Genomic DNA, 18,267 nt, shown 5'->3' with positions numbered 1-18,267 from the left:
GACTTTGATGCACTTTGTTGACCGGCACCGTGAAAAGATCCGCCAAAGCCCCATGAGCAGCCGGCTGCTGTGGGCCTGCCTGCTGCTGGTAGTGCTGCTGGTGTTGACCTTTGGTGCGGCACTGTTCCTGTTTGCCAGCCTGCACAACACCAAAAAGGACATCAGCCGCAGTCTGCAGATCCAGTTTTCGGTGTTCCAGAACGATATGGAGCGCTATTTTGACCAGCTGGCGGTCATGGGCGTGAACCTGTCCGAGGACATGAGCGCAGAGGTGGACAAGGAGCTTGCTCTGCGGCAGATGTCCTTTGCCCAGCTGAACGACTCCCCCGAGGTGCTGAACGCGCTGGAGGAGGAAATGATCGAGCCGCTGTGCCGCCGTCTGCGCCAGACCGGCTGTTCCGGCGCTTTTGTGCTGCTGGATGCCACCGTCAACACCCGCATGGAGGGAGCAGAGCATTCCCGCGCCGGGCTGTATGTGCAGAAAAGCGGTGCCGACACCCCCACCGTGCCCCTGCTGCTGTACCGGGGCAGTGCGGAGGTGGGCAAGGCCCATAGCGTGATGCCCCACCGCAAGTGGCGCATGGAGTTTCAGACCGACCAGTTCCCGGACTACGACCGCTGGATGACCCCCGGCAGCGTCCCGCTGTACCAGTCTTACACGCTGACCGAGCGGTTCGAGCTGCCCGGCACCTCAGAGGAGGTGCAGTTGTTTTTGCTGCCCCTGCGGGGGCGGGACGGCACGATGTACGGGCTGTGCGGCTTTGAGATCAGCGAGAGCTACTTCAAGCAGAACTTTGCCCAGCCCACCGGCTTTGACCGGCTGAGCTGCCTGCTGGCCCCGGCGGGGGACGGCCTTGCCGCCGATGCCGCCCTCAGCAGCGGCACCACCGGCGGCTACTACCATGCCCCCCGGAACACGCTGGTGCTGCGCAGCATGGGCGGCGGGCTGACCCAGTTGACCGGCCCCGACAGCGCCTATGCGGGCATTTCCCAGCTGTGCCTCCTGAGCGAGAGCCAGTCCTACCGACTGGCAGTGTGCATCCCCATGGCAGACTACCGGAGACTGGTCTTTTCCGGCAATCTGCAGATGCTGCTCATCGGCCTGTTCATCGCCTTTTTCGTGGTGTTCTGCTGCATGAACTTCCACCGGCGCATCCTCTCGCCGGCGTTCCGGCAGTTCGAGGAGGACCGGCGGGAGTCCCGGCGGCGGATGGACGAGCTGCAGCTGGAACGCCAGCAGATGCAGACTGAACTATCCCGGCTGGCGGACGTGTGCCGCAACGAGTCGGTGCCCGATGCCTTCCAGACCTTTGTGGCGGGCATTCCCACCCTGACCAAGACCGAACGCCGCATCTTTGACGGCTACGCCGCCGGGCTGCGCACCCGGGAGATCGCGCAGCAGCTGGACATCAAGGACAGCACCCTGCGCTTCCACAACAAGAACATCTACGAAAAACTGGGTGTAAGCTCCCTCAAGCAGCTGCAGCAGTTCGTGGCGATCCTGAACTCCGGCAGCGGCAGCGCCCCGGACTCCGCCCCGGACGAAAAGTGACCCAGCAAGCAATGTTTTCGTCTATACAAAAACACTTTTTGCGTTGCAAAATGCTTGTTGGGGAGTGCCCCAAACCCCTTTGATCTGCATTTTCAATGCAGGCTGCGCCTCCCTGCGGGATGCTTTTGAGGATGTCAATCGTCACATCCTACGAAAAAGCCTGTACCTTTTTGGCGCAAGGGTCAATAGAAGAATTTGATGGTTCATGGTACAATAGCAGACGTTGCGTGTTGTGCGGTTTGCACACGAACATAGTGAAAAGGAGCTGCTGAACGTGGATACGATCTATCTGCTGCCCGGTGAGGAACGCTGCGTTGATTTTCGAGATGCCAATGGAGTCCCGAGAGTACACTACACTTACTGCTCTATCCGTGGCAAACTTTTCAACTGCACCTGCTGCACAAAGGATGAAGCCCAGCGGCTGTGTGAAGATTGGCTTATAAAACAGGACCGCTGCTATATAAACTAAAGAACGCCGAGGGTTCCTCCCATATGGGAAGGGATTCCTCGGCGTTCTTCATTTCATGCTTTTTGATTGCCCGGTCAACAGTATCACGCGCCTTACGGCAATGCACAGATCACAGCCACTGTTTCAGCACATCGTTCAGCTTATTCAAATCAAGCGGTTTTGCGATATGCTCGTTCATGCCGGTGTTCTTTGCCAGTTGCACGTCCTCGGCAAAGGCATTTGCCGTCATGGCAATGATGGGCACTTTGCCCCGGCTGCCGGCAAGCGCACGAATCGCAGCAGTGGCTTCGTAACCATTCATGATGGGCATCTGGATGTCCATAAAAATGAGATCGTACCACTTTTCCGGTGCTTCCATCACCTTTTCGACTGCAATTTTTCCGTTTTCGGCGCTGTCGATGGTCACGCCCGTCATGCCTATGATTTCGGTTGCGATCTCACGGTTCAGCGCATTGTCTTCCACAAGAAGGATCCGCTTGCCCGCATAGTTTTCCTTCGCAAAATCTTCCAGATAGTTCCGGGCGTTTTTCTCCTTCTTCCCGGATGTAAACTGCCGCAGAGTTGCCGTCAGACGAGAACGGAACAGCGGTTTTGCCATAAACGCATTCACGCCCACTGCTCTGGCTTCTTCTTCGATCTCGCTGAAATCAAAGGAAGTCAGGATGATGATCGTGACGTCCTCCCCAACGCATTCCCGAATCCTTCTGGCCGTTGCGATGCCGTCCATCTCCGGCATCTTCCAGTCCAGAATCACCGCAAAATAGTCGCGGCCGGTCTTGTGCCGCGCCGCGCAGCGTTCCACGGCTTCCTTGCCGGTCAGGACCCATTCGCCCGCTATGCCGATTTCCTGAAGGGTTGCAACGGTGCTTTCGCAGCAGGTCTTGTCATCGTCCACGACCAGTACCGGCAGATCGAGCAGTTCTTTTTCCTGTTCCTTCTCGTTCTCCTGAAGCTTCAGATAGACCGTGACCGTGATCTTCGTTCCCTTGTTGGGAGCGCTTTCGACCTGAATGTCACCATTCATCAGGTTGACAATGTTTCTTGCAATGGCCATGCCAAGACCGGTGCCCTGCACCTTGGTCGTCCGGTGATCGTCTGCCCGGCTGAACGGCTCGAACATGATCTTCTGGAATTCCGGCGTCATACCGATGCCGTTGTCCTCGATGGAAAACTCGTAGCAGCCAAGCTCCGAGAAGCCGTTCGGTTTTTCCTTGATCGTAAGGGTGATGTTTCCGCCATCCGGGGTGTACTTGACGGCGTTGCTCATCAGGTTCACAAAGACCTGCTGGATGCGCAGGCTGTCGCCGCAGACAGCTTCGTGCTCGATGTGCTCAACATGGACTTCGAGCTGATGCTTGTGCTCGTCGATTGCCGGTTTTGTGAGGGTGAGCAGGTTATCGACCAGCTCCGGCAGGCTGAAATCCTCCTCGGCAAGGCTCATTCGCCCGCTCTCGATTCTGGCCATATCCAGCACTTCATTGATCAGTCCCAACAGATGACGACTCGACTTTGTGATCTTGCCAAGGCACTCGACCACCCTGTCCTGACTCTCGATATTCGCACCCGCAATGGCGGTCAATCCAACGATTGCATTCATCGGTGTACGGATATCATGGGACATATTGGAGAGAAATTCCGTCTTGGCGCGGCTTGCGTTTTCCGCCGCCCGGTACGCATCCTTCAGTGCCTTATGGGATTCGATCTCGGCCTTTTTCTCCTGTGACACATCCATAGATGCCAACAGTGCTTTGACCAGCTTTGTGCCATCCCACTCCAGCGGAATGAAGGAAGCGATCTTATAGGTGTTCTCATCTATGGAGCAGTATTCAAATTTGTAGATGTCGTTCTCGCCCTGCAGATTCTTGCGGATATTTTCCGGCGAAATCAAAGCAGCCAATGCGTCCGGCGGTTCCAGTGTCTTATACTTTGCAACCACCTGCTCCACAAAATCATGGTAGGTTCCCGTCGGCGCGTATATCATTTCACCTTGCAGATTATAGAACCGATACCGGTCATTCTCCAGATCGCAGACGACAAAGCGGTCCAGCAGACGCACCATACTCTTGATCAAAAGATCCATCGATGCGTTATCTGAGGCCATCTGCATCCGCCGTGCCGTCTCTGCTTTGGACTCTGTGATGTCCCGCAGAAAAATCATCGCATATTCGGAATCTTCGATCTCACCGCGCATGACCACGTTGCTGACCCATCGTTCCTCCCCATTCAGAACGATGCGGCACTCCTGACGCAGTTCCGTCTCAAGTCCCTTTAATTTTTCCGTGATGTAGGCGCGATTATAGAAATCCGTTACAGACTTTTTGTCCTCTTCAACCACATAGTTGTCTACAAGGAATCTGACCAGTCCATCCCATGTGTGGTTCTGCTCAAAGGCCGTCATCAAAGAGGGCTCCACTTTGAAAGTGTCAAAGGTGTTCTTTTCCAGATTTACATAGTATTCGCAGAGGTTTGCGCTGGTAAATGCACGGTGAAATGCCGCTGCCCGCTGCGCCTGCATCCGGCTTCTTTTTTCCGCGTCAATGTTGCTGATGATTCCGGCAATTCGATTGGCCGAGCCATCCAGACGGCGTATCACCTCCGCCGATGCCCGGAACCAGTGGTATTGGCCATCCTGCATTTTCAGTCGGTACTCAACATTATACTTCGTAGCATTGGTTTTGTCCGCAATCGCTTCCAAAAGCAGCTGCATTACCCGGTCATAGTCCTCCGGGTGCAGAAGGTTCGACCACGAATCCAGTTTGTTCGGAAAATCCAGAATGTCATGATATCCAAGGATCTGCCGGAACGCATGGCTCCAGTTCACATGAACGATCTCACCGTTTTCATTACACTCAAAATACCATAGTGCAGAATGGATGGATTCATTAACCAGCGCAAGGTTCTCATACGCCCAGTTCATCTGTACTGACATGATCCAGATCGGTGTTCCATCCGTATCGACTGCATCTTTTTTGTAGAGACGCACATAGACGGGAGCCCCATCTGCCGTGAGGATCCGGCCTTCCCCTTCGCCTTGGAGCTGACGAAAGCGTGCATTGTCGAGGAATGCGGCATCTTTCTTATAGAAAAGATTCTTCAGCGAACCCTTTGTCTGTTCCATCAGGGATGCATAGCTGTGGTTCAGATTATGCAGCAACAGATCACTGACCGACAGGATCGACAATTCGGCATCATAGTACCCGGTAATGGTTCCGACACCGCCATTATGATAGATCGTCTCCTGCATGGCCTGAAATGCATTTTTTCCCAGCCTTACCGTATCGGAAGTGTAGATTTCATCTGTAAGTCTTCTATCGAATTTCATTTTCATCCTCGTAGGGTTTTGACCCCGCCGCACGCTTCAATTCTGGTATGCCTTTTATGGTCAACTGGCATACTGATTTGTGATCAAGCTTGTACAGTATAACTAGTATAGTATACTTGCGCAGCGTTTCGTTTTCAAGCGCTAATTGGCATTGGTTGTGTAAAAAAGAGAGGCCAATCTGCGTGAAAATTTACGCAAGTTGATTCCTGTACTTTTCCACGATCTAGCTATCCGTATAGACAGCCGCCTTGCGATGCGGTATACTCGAACCAGATCAACATTTTCAGGAGGAAAATCATGGTGGGAGAAAACAACAAGGTGGTCATCGTTACCGGAGGAAGCTCCGGCATCGGGCGGTGCACGGCATCCGCTCTGAAGGAGAACGGCTGCATCGTCTATGAGTTCAGCCGCAGAAATATCCCTATGGAGGGCGTCACCCATCTGTCCGTCGATGTGACCGATGAAGACGCTGTCACCGCCGCTGTGCAGCAGGTCATCCAAAAAGAAACTAAAATTGACGCGGTGATCAACTGTGCAGGTTTTGGCATTTCCGGTGCGGTGGAGTTTACGTCCATGGAACAAGCCAAAGCACAGTTTGATGTGAACTTCTTCGGAACGGTCACTGTAAATAAAACGGTTCTCCCCTTCCTGCGCCATCAAGGGAAGGGGCATATTGTGAACATCAGCTCCGTTGCCGCCGTAGCACACATTCCGTTCCAGACCTTCTACTCCGCAAGCAAAGCTGCCGTTTCTTCTTACTCTTACGCTCTGGCAAATGAAGTCAAGCCCTACGGCATCCATGTTACTGTTGTAGAGTTGGGTGACATCTGCACCGGTTTTACAAAAGCACGTCAGAAAAGCATTCTCGGCGATGACGAATACGGTGGACGTATCTCCCGGAGCGTCAGTCAGATGGAGCACGACGAGCAAAACGGCATGGACCCGGCACGCATTGGACGGTACATCGCCGGTATTGTGGAGAAAAAGAAGCCGGCGGTCGTTTATGTTGCCGGTGCACAGTATAAGTTCCTGAGCCTGCTGTGCAAGCTTCTGCCCGCCGCAGCACGAGGAAAGATCGTGGGGAAAATATACGGGTAACAGGCGCATTGCTCCGCAAAGCTGCTATATAAACTAAAAAATCCGCCGAGGATGCCTCCCAACAGGGAAGCTCCTCGGCGACTTTTTTTAACGTGTCTGTGTTTTCTCGGTGGTGTTCTTTTCCTCTGCAAAAAAACGTTCTACATTTTTCTGTGCCCGAACCAGTTCCTGCATCTCGTTGCGTGCCTTGCGGTAGTCCGGGTATTGTCCTCATACTGGTCAACCTCCCTACCAAAAACAGCCCTCCCGGCCGTCATGGTCAGGAGGGCTGTTTTCAGTCGATAAGCTTTACAATTCCAGCCGCATGGAGATCAGTTCTTGAAATCCAGCGTTCCGAGAGCGAAAACCTTTTGGGTTTCTGCCATATTCCACAAATCCTGCCGTCTGGTACATGGAGATTGCTCTTGCGTTCTCCGCCACTACATCCAGCTCCAACTGAGCGTATCCGGCGGTTTTAGCGCAATGGATACAGGCTTCCATCAAGGCTCGCCCGATCCCCAGACCCCAATACTCTTTTAGGATGCTGACGCCAAATTCGGCACGATGCGCCACTTTATACTGCGCTCCGATTGCATCAATTCCAGCAGTTCCTGCCACTTTACCGTCCACAAAGGCGATCAGTTCGATCTCATTCGGACTGGTTGCTTTTTTCTCCAAGTAGCGGCTTTCCTGTTCCGCATCAAAGTGATTTTCATCGGGATAACTCAGCAAATAATCTGTTTCTGCGTGTGTCAAATCAAAGTTTTCAAGCACAGCGCTTCCATCGGATGCCACACCGTTTCGGATGTGGACTGCCAGTCCTTTTGGTGTGATAACCGTTTGATCGTATTGCATTTTTCCTCCTGAATCTCTCAATCCGCTGCGCCTGCTAATTTCAAAAATTTCTTGTCCGACTGGATGCCCTGTGTCACGAATTTCCCATCCCGGAACAATGCGTATGTTGTGACCGGTGCGGGCACATTCTGTGCCGTCTCTTTCTCTGTGACGTGGATGGCTTTGAACGGGATTCCATGTTCCTTTGCAGCCTCCTGCACCTTTGGCACCCAATAATAGGTGTAGGGGCACTGGTCGGTATAGTAGAGGACAAAGCCGTTTTCCTCCACCTTGGGATGCTTGGCACAGGCCTTGAATTTTGGCGGCTGGGCACTCTCTGCAAGGGGCAGGTACATGAGGTTGATGCCGCAATCGGAGGTGTCCGAAACCTTGAAGCCCTTATGGGTCAAAAACTTTGGGTCAGCGAGAAACTCCCGTTTGCGCCCCTCTGCACACAGGATGCAAACGCCGTTTTTGCCCTGCGCCTTGGCATCCCGAAGGCATTCCTCCAGCAGTTCGCTGGAATAGCCGTGCCCTTTCAAGGAGCCGGAGACCCACAGGCAGTTGATGTACAGATAGCCATCGGCATCAATGGGCACCCATGCGTTTTCCGCCGGGATGTACTCGATAAAGCATTTGCCGCGCTCCGCACTGCGGTAAAAAACAAGCCCCTCCTCAAAGCGCTGCTTGAGCCATTCCTTCTTGGCAAGGCTCTGTTGACCGGACATGGCACAACAGATGTGTTCCTTGTCGATGTTTTCTTTTGTGATTCGGATATACTCCATCTTGTAGTTCCTCCTGCGGCTTACCGCATCCGTCCATCACCGCCCATCAGGGCGGTCATTTCCTCAATATAGTCCAGCGGGAACGGCGGAGAGCACAGCGGCTTCATGGCAATGCTCATGAGCTTCATGGGGTTGTCGTCTGCCGCCACCCGGTTGGAACTGAGCTTTCCGCAGCGTTTGCAGCGGTGGATGATGGCCCACTCGCCGCCCTTGCGTACCCAGACGGCTACCGGCTCCATGATGCCGCCGCAGTCGGAAGCGCGGTCACCGGGTTCTTCGTCCACATGAAGGCTGGACAGGCAGTTGGGGCAATAGTTGCGGTGGTCGCTGCCGGCATTTTGCGGGGTGCAGACCCGTCCGCAGACTTTGCAGGTAAAGGTGTCGTTGCAGGCGTGGGTCTTATAGTAACCTTTTTCAAAGGTCTTGCGTTTATTTTCACGATTCATGGTAATATCCTCCTGAAGAATTGTGTCTGTTCGTCTTCGGGAGGCGTGGCTTGTGGTATTTGCCAGACCTCCCGGTCAGCCAACAAGCTCCAGTGCAAATGTTGTATGTTTCAAAAAGTTCTCCTTTGATTTTAGCATTTATGGTGTTTTTCTACTTCAATATAAAATTCAAAAATTCCTTTATTTTTCACCCTCCTCGATGTTAAAGGTGCGGAAGAACAGCTTTACATGGGCGTCCAGCTTTTCAAGGCTTTCGGCTTCCCGTTCCGGCTGGCGGTCGCAGACACTGAGCAGGACGATGATAGGTGAAACATACATCCACGCCAGCGTATCAGGGTCTTCGTTTCGCAGTTCGCCGTTTGCAACCAGCGCACGGAAGATGCCTGCATGGTAGGAGATCATCCAATCTACATAGCGTTTGGAAAGCAGTTCGGCAAATTTGGGGGAACGGAACTGCTCCAGCGTCATCATCCGGCGGAACTGGCTGATGGTTTTATCGTGCAGCGAATAGAGGAAAATCTGTCGGACTTTTTCAACCAGCAGCTCCTCCGAGATGTGAGAGAAAACCGGGATGTCTTTTTGAGAATCCTGTACATGGACCGCAATCTCAGCGGTGTCTTTCTGGTAGTGCGCCGAAGTTGTCTCCAAAATCGCATCAAAAATCGCCTGCTTGCTGGGGAAATGGTTGTACAGCGAGGGCGCCTTGATGCCGACCGCCTTTGCAATCTCGCCCACACTGACGGCATCGTATCCTTTGGTGGAAAACAGTTCCAGAGACTTTTCCAGAATGCGCTGCTTGGTATCTTCCATTTTTCTTCGCCCTTCACTAACTAATGTTTGTTAGCTCCACTATAATCAAAAATGTTTCCGTTGTCAAGCGTTTTTTAAAGACAATGGAAACAAAAAAGCACCCGCAGCAGGCTTTTCAGAGGTTTTGGCCTCCGGGCGCAAATGCTGCGGGTGCATTCTTTTTTATTCACCTGACCTGCGTTTCATTTACAAAATTTTGTGCAGTTCCTGCACAAGGTCGTCGATCACGATGGGCTTGGACAAAAAGCCGTTCATGCCGCTTTCCAAGGCGTTGCGGCGGTCCTCGTCAAAGGCGTTGGCGGTCATGGCAAGGATCGGCAGCTTTGCCCGCGCAGGGTCGTCCAGTGCGCGGATTTTCCGGGTGGCGGTATAGCCGTCCATGATCGGCATCTGCACATCCATCAGTACCAGATCATAGCTGCCCGGCGCGGCAGTGCTCACCTTTTCCACCGCTACTGCGCCGTTTTCCGCCGTATCGACAAGGAAGCCGTACTCCCGCAGAATTTCCTGCGCGATCTCGCGGTTCAGTTCGTTGTCCTCCACCAGCAGGATGTGCTTGCCCTTGAAGTCGGCGTTCTTTTCCGGCAAAAGCCTCTGCACTGCATCCGCCGGCTTCTGGCCAAGGGAGCTCATCAGGGTCTCGCGCAGGTCGGACATGAACATGGGCTTGGAGCAGAAGGCGGTCACGCCGGCTGCTTTTGCTTCTACTTCAATATCCGACCAGTCGTAGGCGGTCAGGATGATAATAGGCGTATCATCGTGCAGGCTGCGGATCTGGCGGGTGACCTCGATGCCGTTCATATCCGGCAGACGCCAGTCGATGATATAGGCGTGGTAGACATCGCTCATCTCGATAGACTGCCGCGCACGCAGCACCGCTTCCTTGCCGGAAAGGGTCCACTCGGCGCGCATGCCCACCTTGACCAGCATCTTTGTCACGCTGTCGCAGGTGTTGAAGTCGTCATCCACCACCAGTGCCTTCAGGCCCTCCAGCTCGGTGATCTTTTCCACCGGGCGCTGCTCGGTCTGTGCGCGCATGGGCACGCAGACGGTAAACTCGGTGCCCTTGCCCTGCGCTGTCTGCACCTCGATGGTGCCGCCCATCATATCCACGATGTTTTTGGTAATGGCCATGCCAAGGCCGGTGCCTTGGATGCGGCTTACCGTGGAGGTGCGCTCCCGCTCGAAGGGTTCAAATATCTTTTGGGCAAACTCCTGGCTCATGCCGATGCCGTTATCCTTGATGCGGAACTCATACTGTCCGCAGCCGCGCACTTTACCGGCAAGCTGCCGCACCCGCACCGAGACCGTGCCGCCCGCCGGGGTAAACTTGATGGCGTTAGACAGCAGGTTCAGCAAAATCTGATTCAGCCGGGTCTTGTCGCAGTAGACGTCCTCGTCGGTCACGTCCATGACGTCCATGTAAAGCTCCAGCTGCTTTGCAAAAATTTGCCCGCTGACGATAGTTTTCAAATCGTGCAGCACATCCGAAAGGTTAACTTCCACCTCTTCCAGATGGATCTTTCCGCTTTCAATGCGGCTCATATCCAGCACATCGTTGATGAGGGAGAGCAGATGGTTGCTGGATGCAAGGGTCTTGCCAAGATAATCCTTCACCCGGTCTGTATCGTCAATATTGCTGAGCGCCAGCGTGGTAAAGCCGATGATGGCGTTCATGGGGGTGCGGATATCGTGGGACATATTGGAAAGGAAGGTGCTCTTGGCGCGGTTCGCGCTCTCTGCTTTTTCCACGGCGACCTGCAATTTTGCATTCAGTTCCTGCGTATCGCTTGCGGCTTTCCTTGCAGCAGCTTCGGCTTTACGCGCCTTCTGGAGCAGCATCAAAATCGTGAGCAGAACAACTGCAACAGCAATGCTGCTGATCAACATAACTTTAAAGAAGTTATCCTTTATAAAATCGCTCAGGGTAACCTTCCGCGCGGAGCTCTTATACATCGCAAGCGCGCCGGCAAGCATATTAACAGGCATTGCCTTGATCGTTTTGTTCAGGATGGACAACAGGCTGCGGTTTCCGCTATTGACCGCAAAGCAGGATCTTACAGGGTTTACCAGCGGAACGCTGTAAAAGCTGTATTTCTTGCTGTATTTATTCTCACTGCTGATCCCGGTAACAAAGCAATCTGCCTGTCCGTCTTTGACCAGCCTTGCCGCATCCTCCTGTGTATCGCAGTCCACGATCTCCCACTGCGGGTAATAAAACGCAAGGTACTTTTTCAGGGAGAGTTTGTTTTGGGGAACGGCAATGCGGTTTACATTGTTTTCGTTAAAGTGCTGTTTGTTCGTGACCGCCATCAGGTTGGAGGTCCACGTTGTGTTGGTACAGGCAAAGTGATACTCTTCCGCCAGATTGGGGTTCTGGTCGCAATGGAAGATCATGTCGATCTCGCCCGATTTCAGCGCATCCAGTTCTGCTTCCTTGCTGTCATAGCCGACCAGCTGGAATTCCAGTTCCTGATTGCCCAGACAATCTGCTGCAAACTGAATATAGTCCGTGATTACCCCGGTAAACTCCCCGGTGGCAGGGTCAAAGGTGCTGACGCCGCTGTCGCTCGCCAGAAAGCCCATCCTGATCGCACCGTGCTTTCTGAGCCACGCCTTTTCCTCCCCTGTAAGGATGGGCGTATAATCCATTGAGAAATATCTTTTGTACAGATCCGCCGTATAAAAAGGCACAGCTTCGTCCAACGCGCGCATCGCATCGTCAAGTTCTTCCTTGATATCAGGCCGGTTTTTGTTGATCGCATAGTAGATGCCGGATTCTCCCACACGGGTTATGGTCGAGATGCCACGCTCTGCCCAGAAGGATTCTTCCAGCGAAACAAAGCAGTCGATCTCGTGGTTTGCCAGCTTTTGCTTCACATCCTCGTTGTTGGAGATGTTGACGTGTTCCGTTTTCAGGCCGTATTTTTCTTCCCACTCGGCCAGCATCACTTCCGGCTCTGTTCCCATCAGAACGCCGATCTTTTTGCCGTTCAGCGTCTTGAAGTCGGAGGCGGAGATGTCTGCGCGCGAGAGATCGGCGTAGAGGTAATATTTTTCCACTCCCATCGGCTCGTCTGAAAACAGCATCTCCTGGGTGCGGTCCTCCGTATAAGAGATACCGCCAATAATGTCGATCTCGCCGTTTTTGAGCTTTTCGAAGCAGTCTGACCAGTCGCAGGTCACATACTCGAACTGCCAGCCTGTATAGCCGGACAAGGTCTCCAGCAATTCGTAGCCGTAGCCCTTTCTTGCGCCCTTCTCGTTGACATAGTTGAAGGTGTCCTCAAACGAGCCGACACGAACAACCTTTGCAGAGGCGGTTTCCGCGGCAGCTTTCACAGGGAGCACGGCTGACAGTAGCAACAGTAGGCTCAGCATCACACAGGCGCTTTTCCGTGTCAAGGTCTGCATGGTTTCGCTCATTCCAGAGTTTTTCATTTTATCCAATCTTTCTCCACCCCAGACGGTCTCATTCCGGCTTTATTTTCACTTCACCGATTTCAGGAAGGTGCTTGCAATATCATTCTCGTTCTGCTGTCAGCAGCTTTTTTGAATATCTATCCTATTATGTAGCATAATTGTAACATTATAACAGAAGCGTTTCAAGATTTTTTCTTGTAAAGAGCACCTATTTTCTATGGAACGCTTTTATCCCTTACCGGCAAAAAGCCGTTCCCGCAAAAATACTGCGATGACGATAAAAAAGCGAGCAGCCTTTTTCAGGTCGCCCGCTTATGGAATCTATGGTATTTTACCGCAAGGCAAGAAATGCGTGAAGCATTAAAAGGCGGTATAGGTCTGTCCTGTGCTTTTAATCCAGAATTTTTCCGTCAATGGAGATGGTGGCCACCTGCCACGGAATGAACTTTCCGCTGGTCTGAAGCGCCTTTTTCGCCGCCATCTCCAAGCCGCCGCAGCAGGGCACCTCCATGCGGAGGATGGTCACGCTCTGGATATCGTTGCTGCGCAGGATCTCGGTCAGCTTTTCGCTGTAATCCACAGCATCCAGCTTCGGGCAGCCGATAAAGGTCACCTTGCCGCGCATAAACTCCTGATGGAAATTGGCGTAGGCATAGGCCGTGCAGTCCGCTGCAATCAGGAGCTTTGCACCCTCAAAGTAAGGCGCATGGATGGGTGCCAGCTTGATCTGAACCGGCCAGTTGCGCAGGCGGGAGACCGGCTGCACAGGGGCGGCAACTGCACTTTCGGCAGCCTCCGGCTGTTCCAGCATCCGCATCCGGGAGCCGGGGCAGCCGCCCTCGTGGAGGTGCTTCATCTTCTCCTGCAATTCCTTTTTCTTTTTGTTCTCCTGCACCGCTGCCTCGTCGTAGGCAGGGGCTTCCCGCTCCTCAAAAGTGATAGCTCCGGTGGGGCAGCCCGGCAGGCAGTCGCCAAAGCCATCGCAGAAATTTTCCCGCACCAGCTTTGCTTTGCCGTTGATGATATCAATGGCTCCCTCGTGGCAGGCGGTTGCGCACAAGCCGCAGCCGTTGCATTTTTCTTCGTCAATATGGATGATCTTCCGAATCATATCTATACTCTCCTGTTGTGGGTGTTTTTTGCATTTGCAGGTTTATTATAGTATACTAAAGCCATCTTGTATGTTTGAATTCCAACAAGGAGAGCATTTATGCAAAAATATCTGCCTGTTCTGCGGAGCTGCCCCTTCTTTACCGGGCTTACCGATGATGAGATTTTGTCCATCCTGCACTGTGTCAGTGCAGCGAAAATCACCCGGCCCCGGGGCTCCTACATTTTCCGTGCCGGAGATTCCACGGAGGTCATGGGGCTCATGTTGTCCGGCTCCACCCTTGTGATACAGGAGGATCTTTGGGGACACCGCAATATCCTGTCCAAGTGCAATACCGGAGACTTTTTCGGGGAGCCTTACGCCGCCACCCCCGGTGCCATCCTGAACATCAGCGTGGTGGCAGAGGAGGATTGCGAGATCCTGCTGCTGAACGTCAAGCGGTTGCTCACCGCCTGCCCCACCGCCTGCGACCATCACCAGAAACTCATCCGCAATCTGGTCAGCGTTCTGGCAAACAAAATACTGCTTTTTAACGATAAGATCACCCATGTCAGCAAGCGAACCACCCGGGAAAAGCTGCTGTCCTACCTGTCCGCCGAATCCATCCGGCAGTCCTCCCTTTCCTTTGATATTCCCTTTGACCGTCAGCAGCTGGCGGATTTTCTCTGCGTGGAGCGTGCCGCCATGTCGGTGGAGCTTTCCAAGCTGCAAAAAGAAGGGCTGCTGGTCACCAAGCGGAATCACTTTGAGCTGTTGACCCGTTGACCGCTTGGCACATTGCCTGCAAGCACCGGCTTCTTTGCGGAAACCGGTGCTTTTTTTGCAGTTGCACTTTTCCCGGGAGATTATTATACTTATCTTATAAAAAAGACCGGGTGCTGCAAGGGCAGGAGGGAAAGCGTATGGCACGGAACAAAACCGCACAGGGCGGCATCTCCCTGCGCAGCAGGGTCACGGCATGGCTTGCCGCGATTTTGCTGGTCACCATGCTTTCCACCGGCATCGCTACCATGGCAGGTCAATGGACGGTGCGCTCCTTTGATACGCTGCTGGCCGACAACGCCCTCTGCTACACGGTGCAAAACGCCCTCAAGGACGAAGCACAGGCCTTTGCACGCTATGTGCGCCAGCCTACTTCTGAAACGGAGCAGGCCTATACCGCCGCCTGCGCTGCCGCCGAGCAGAGCCTTGCGGCCCTGCCCTTCGATTACGCCCGCATCGGTGAAGAGCGCTATGCCCGTACATGGAACCTTTTACAGGGGTACGCGGGCTACCGGCAGGAGCGGGATGCCTTTTTGCAGCTTTCGCCCTCGGCAGATACCTATATTGAACAGATGTACCATGTGATGGCTTTGCAAGACTACCTTGCCGCGTATGCGCTGCGTCTGACACAGGCCACGCTGGAACAGGAAAACACCCTTTACAGCAGCACGGCAACCCGCCTCCGGCATCTACCGTGGCTGTATCTGGGGCTGTTCCTGACGGCGGCCGTGCTGATGCTGCTGCTCATCCGGGTGCTGAGCCGTGCGGTGGTGCGTCCGCTGCTGCGGCTGGCGCAGGCTTCTCACAGCATTGCCGAGGGAGATTTTTCCAGCCCGGATCTTCCGGTGAAAAGCAGCGACGAGGTGGGGCGGCTGACAGCCACCTTCAACCAGATGAAGCACGCCATGGCGCAGCAGCTGACCACCCAGCAGGCCTTGCACCGGGAAGAGGTGCGGAACCTTGCACTGGAAAAGGATCTGGAACACACCCGGCTGGAGGTACTCAAAAGTCAGGTGAATCCGCATTTTCTGTTCAACACCCTGAACATGATCTCCTGTATGGCGCGGCTGGAGGATGCTTCCACCACCGACCAGATGATCGTGCATCTGGGCAGTTTGTTCCGGCACAACCTGCGTACCAAGCGTCAGCAGATCACGCTGGAGGAGGAGCTGGACGGACTGGAGGACTACATTTATCTGCAGCAGATGCGGTTCGACGGACGCATTACCGTTGAAAAAAACATTCAGGTGCAGCCTGCGGCGGTTTTGGTGCCGTCCTTTATGCTGCAGCCGGTGGTGGAAAACGCTTACTCGCACGGGCTCAAGTCCCGCGAGGAAGGCGGACGCATCCTGCTGCGGGCATGGATGCAGGGCAAGGTGCTGGTGCTCACGGTCGCGGACAACGGCAAGGGGATGACCCCAGAGGAGTTGGACGCCGTGCAAACCAAAATTGCCCAGAGCGAGCAGACCGGCCGTAACATCGGCCTTGGCAACATTTCCCGCCGCATCGGGATGCTGTATCCGGGCGGTAAAATGCAGGTGTACAGCCGCGCAGGTCATGGCACTGTGGTGCGGTTTGAACTGCCGCAAACGCAGCAACCGGAAGAAAAGGAGGAGACGCTCTCGTGAAGTGCAAATTGCTGGTGGCAGAGGATGAATTGATCGAGCGCAAAGTGCTGTGCAGGACCTTGCAGAAGTATCTGGGAGATCTGATCTGCCTATATGAGGCAAAAAACGGCAGAGAGGCTCTGGAAATTTTTGCCCGCGAAGCGCCGCAGGTGGCTGTGCTGGACATTGAAATGCCGGGTCTTACCGGGCTGGAGGTGGCGCGTAAGATCCGCGAAACAGACAAAAATTGCGCCATCCTGTTCCTGACCGGCTTTGATAAGTTCGACTACGCACGGCAGGCGATCTCTGTGCGGGCGCTGGACTATCTGCTCAAGCCCTACAACGAGCAGGAACTGGTATTCGCGGTGGAAGATGCCATCCGGCAGGTGTCGGTGCAGCTGCCTGCCCGCCCAGCACAGCCCTCTGCGCCTGCAGAGCCCCTCCGCCGGGAAGAGGACGAGGATATGCGCACCGCCATCATCCGTGCCGAGATCAGCCGCTTCATCGATGCTCACTATGGGGAGGATATCTCCATGCAGGATGCCGCCGCTGCGCTGCGCTACTCGGACGCCTACTTCTGCAAGCTGTTCAAGCAGTGCTTTAAGGTGAACTTTTCGGCCTACCTGAACGAATATCGGGTGAACAAGGCGCGCCAGCTGATTTTGGACCCGCGCCTGAACCTGAAGGATATCGGCGCTGCTGTGGGTTACAGCGACGCCAACTATTTTACAAGGGTGTTCAAGCGCCTGACCGGCCAGACCCCTTCGGAATACCGCATGGCCGCAGCGGAAAAAGCGGTACAGGGATAAATCGGATTCAAAAGAAGCGCTCGTTCTTTCCTGCCTGTCAGCAGGAGAGGGACGGGCGCTTCTTTATTTTTGCCAGTTTCTTTCGTCAGAAAAACGCAAAAATTGTACTTGGATACAACAAAGACAAAATCGTACTGCGTTTCACAAAATAATCCGGTTTCGCAAAAATGAACGGTTTGTTAAACTATGATCATAGAAAAACGCGAAAAGAGAGGATGCCATTCATGAAGAGAAGAACGTTTCTGTCGCTGATGGGCGCAGCGGCACTGACCAGCAGCATGATGCTTACCGGCTGCGGCGCCGGCTCCGATGACGACCGCAAGATCGTGCGCATCGGCCATGTGCAGTCCCAGACCCACCCGGATCATCTGGGACTGGAAGCCTTTGCCAGCTACATCAACGAGAAGCTGGGCGACAAGTACCGCGTGGAAGTGTACCCCAGCGAGCTGCTGGGCTCCCAGACCGAAATGGTGCAGCTGACCCAGACCGGTGCCATCGACTTTGTGGTGGCGTCCAATGCCATCATGGAGACCTTCAGCGCCAAATACCAGATCTTCAACCTGCCTTACCTGTTCTCCAGCGTGGAAGCCTACCACGAGGCGATGGACGACCCCGAGGTGACGGACCCCATTTTCAAGACCACCTCCAAAGCCGGTCTGGAAACGGTGGCATGGCTGGATGCCGGTACCCGCAACTTCTACACCATCAAGACCCCCATCAACCAGCCCTCCGACCTGAAGGGTCTGAAGATCCGTGTACAGCAGTCGCCCACCAATGTGGAAATGATGCGTCTGCTGGGTGGCACCGCTACTCCCATGGGCTTCGGCGATGTGTACACCGCATTGCAGGCCGGTATTCTGGATGGTGCCGAGAACAACGAGCTGGCTCTGACCGATAACGGTCACGGCGATATCTGCAAGTATTACTCCTATGATATGCACCAGATGGTGCCGGATCTGCTGGTGGCAAACTACGCTTTCCTGAACGAGCTCAACGACGAGGAGCGCGCGATCTTTGAAGAGGGCTTCCAGATCGTGAAGCGCACCGAGCAGGACGCCTGGGAGGATGCTGTGGCTGAGGCCAAAGACAAGGCCGAGAATGAGCAGCACGTCAACTTTATTTACCCGGACACTGCACCGTTTCAGGAGGCTATGGCCCCCCTGCACGATTCCGTGCTGGCAGCAAACCCGGACTTGCAGCCCATTTATGACCTGATTCAGCAGCACAACGCTGCCCATACTGCGGATTGAGGAGGAGCAT

General features: G+C 54.1%; 14 protein-coding genes. 7 read left to right on the top strand and 7 right to left on the bottom strand.

Annotation, left to right across the window (positions count from 1 at the left end; all coding sequences use genetic code 11):
• The first annotated feature begins 7 nt into the window (after positions 1–7).
• Positions 8–1,552 (top strand): helix-turn-helix transcriptional regulator, encoded by a 1,545-nt coding sequence (locus C7J97_RS11785; protein WP_005922453.1) that lies wholly within the window; start codon positions 8–10, stop codon positions 1,550–1,552.
• A 232-nt stretch (positions 1,553–1,784) separates the two neighbouring features.
• Positions 1,785–2,021, top strand: a complete 237-nt coding sequence (locus C7J97_RS11780; protein ID WP_005922458.1) for a DUF3873 family protein — start codon at positions 1,785–1,787, stop codon at positions 2,019–2,021.
• A gap of 109 nt (positions 2,022–2,130) precedes the next feature.
• On the opposite strand, the gene C7J97_RS11775 is transcribed toward C7J97_RS11780, so the two are convergent.
• The gene (locus C7J97_RS11775; protein ID WP_242983509.1) at positions 2,131–5,265 is read right to left on the bottom strand and encodes a PAS domain-containing hybrid sensor histidine kinase/response regulator; all 3,135 of its coding nucleotides are present in this window, start codon (positions 5,263–5,265) and stop codon (positions 2,131–2,133) included.
• Between the two features lie 375 nt (positions 5,266–5,640).
• On the opposite strand from C7J97_RS11775, the gene C7J97_RS11765 reads away from it, so the two are divergent.
• A complete protein-coding gene (locus tag C7J97_RS11765) occupies positions 5,641–6,441 on the top strand; it encodes an SDR family oxidoreductase (protein WP_005922462.1) in 801 nt (266 codons plus the stop codon).
• 288 nt (positions 6,442–6,729) lie between these two features.
• Here C7J97_RS11765 and C7J97_RS11760 read toward each other — a convergent pair whose 3' ends face one another.
• From C7J97_RS11760 to C7J97_RS11735, 6 genes are all read right to left on the bottom strand, one after another.
• Positions 6,730–7,275 carry a GNAT family N-acetyltransferase gene (locus C7J97_RS11760; protein WP_005922463.1) on the bottom strand — a complete coding sequence of 182 codons (546 nt, stop codon included), beginning with the start codon at positions 7,273–7,275 and terminating at the stop codon, positions 6,730–6,732.
• A 17-nt stretch (positions 7,276–7,292) separates the two neighbouring features.
• Complete coding sequence (locus tag C7J97_RS11755; RefSeq protein ID WP_005922465.1) at positions 7,293–8,039, bottom strand: N-acetyltransferase; 747 nt, start codon at positions 8,037–8,039, stop codon at positions 7,293–7,295.
• Between the two features lie 20 nt (positions 8,040–8,059).
• A complete protein-coding gene (locus C7J97_RS11750; RefSeq protein WP_044960087.1) occupies positions 8,060–8,485 on the bottom strand; it encodes an RNHCP domain-containing protein in 426 nt (141 codons plus the stop codon).
• A gap of 180 nt (positions 8,486–8,665) precedes the next feature.
• Positions 8,666–9,295, bottom strand: a complete 630-nt coding sequence (locus C7J97_RS11745; protein ID WP_113993027.1) for a TetR/AcrR family transcriptional regulator — start codon at positions 9,293–9,295, stop codon at positions 8,666–8,668.
• Positions 9,296–9,481: 186 nt separating this feature from the next.
• Positions 9,482–12,721, bottom strand: a complete 3,240-nt coding sequence (locus tag C7J97_RS11740) for a response regulator (protein WP_242983508.1) — start codon at positions 12,719–12,721, stop codon at positions 9,482–9,484.
• 388 nt (positions 12,722–13,109) lie between these two features.
• Complete coding sequence (locus tag C7J97_RS11735; protein WP_113993025.1) at positions 13,110–13,829, bottom strand: 4Fe-4S binding protein; 720 nt, start codon at positions 13,827–13,829, stop codon at positions 13,110–13,112.
• A gap of 99 nt (positions 13,830–13,928) precedes the next feature.
• On the opposite strand from C7J97_RS11735, the gene C7J97_RS11730 reads away from it, so the two are divergent.
• The 4 genes from C7J97_RS11730 to C7J97_RS11715 all read left to right on the top strand — a co-directional run bounded on the left by C7J97_RS11730 (position 13,929) and on the right by C7J97_RS11715 (position 18,257).
• Positions 13,929–14,594 carry a Crp/Fnr family transcriptional regulator gene (locus C7J97_RS11730; protein WP_113993024.1) on the top strand — a complete coding sequence of 222 codons (666 nt, stop codon included), beginning with the start codon at positions 13,929–13,931 and terminating at the stop codon, positions 14,592–14,594.
• Between the two features lie 137 nt (positions 14,595–14,731).
• The gene (locus C7J97_RS11725) at positions 14,732–16,219 is read left to right on the top strand and encodes a sensor histidine kinase (RefSeq protein WP_113993023.1); all 1,488 of its coding nucleotides are present in this window, start codon (positions 14,732–14,734) and stop codon (positions 16,217–16,219) included.
• Positions 16,216–17,007 carry a response regulator transcription factor gene (locus tag C7J97_RS11720; protein WP_113993022.1) on the top strand — a complete coding sequence of 264 codons (792 nt, stop codon included), beginning with the start codon at positions 16,216–16,218 and terminating at the stop codon, positions 17,005–17,007. Before C7J97_RS11725 ends, C7J97_RS11720 begins: the two co-directional genes overlap by 4 nt.
• A 215-nt stretch (positions 17,008–17,222) precedes the next feature.
• Positions 17,223–18,257, top strand: coding sequence for a TRAP transporter substrate-binding protein (locus tag C7J97_RS11715; protein ID WP_113993021.1), 1,035 nt, complete (start codon positions 17,223–17,225; stop codon positions 18,255–18,257).
• The last annotated feature ends 10 nt before the right edge of the window (positions 18,258–18,267 follow it).

Origin of the sequence: Faecalibacterium prausnitzii, assembly GCF_003324185.1 — a bacterium.
In the GTDB taxonomy this organism is placed as follows: Bacteria; Bacillota; Clostridia; order Oscillospirales; family Ruminococcaceae; genus Faecalibacterium; species Faecalibacterium prausnitzii.
Note: the sequence above shows the minus strand (reverse complement) of the source record. Positions and strands in the feature narration are given on the sequence as shown.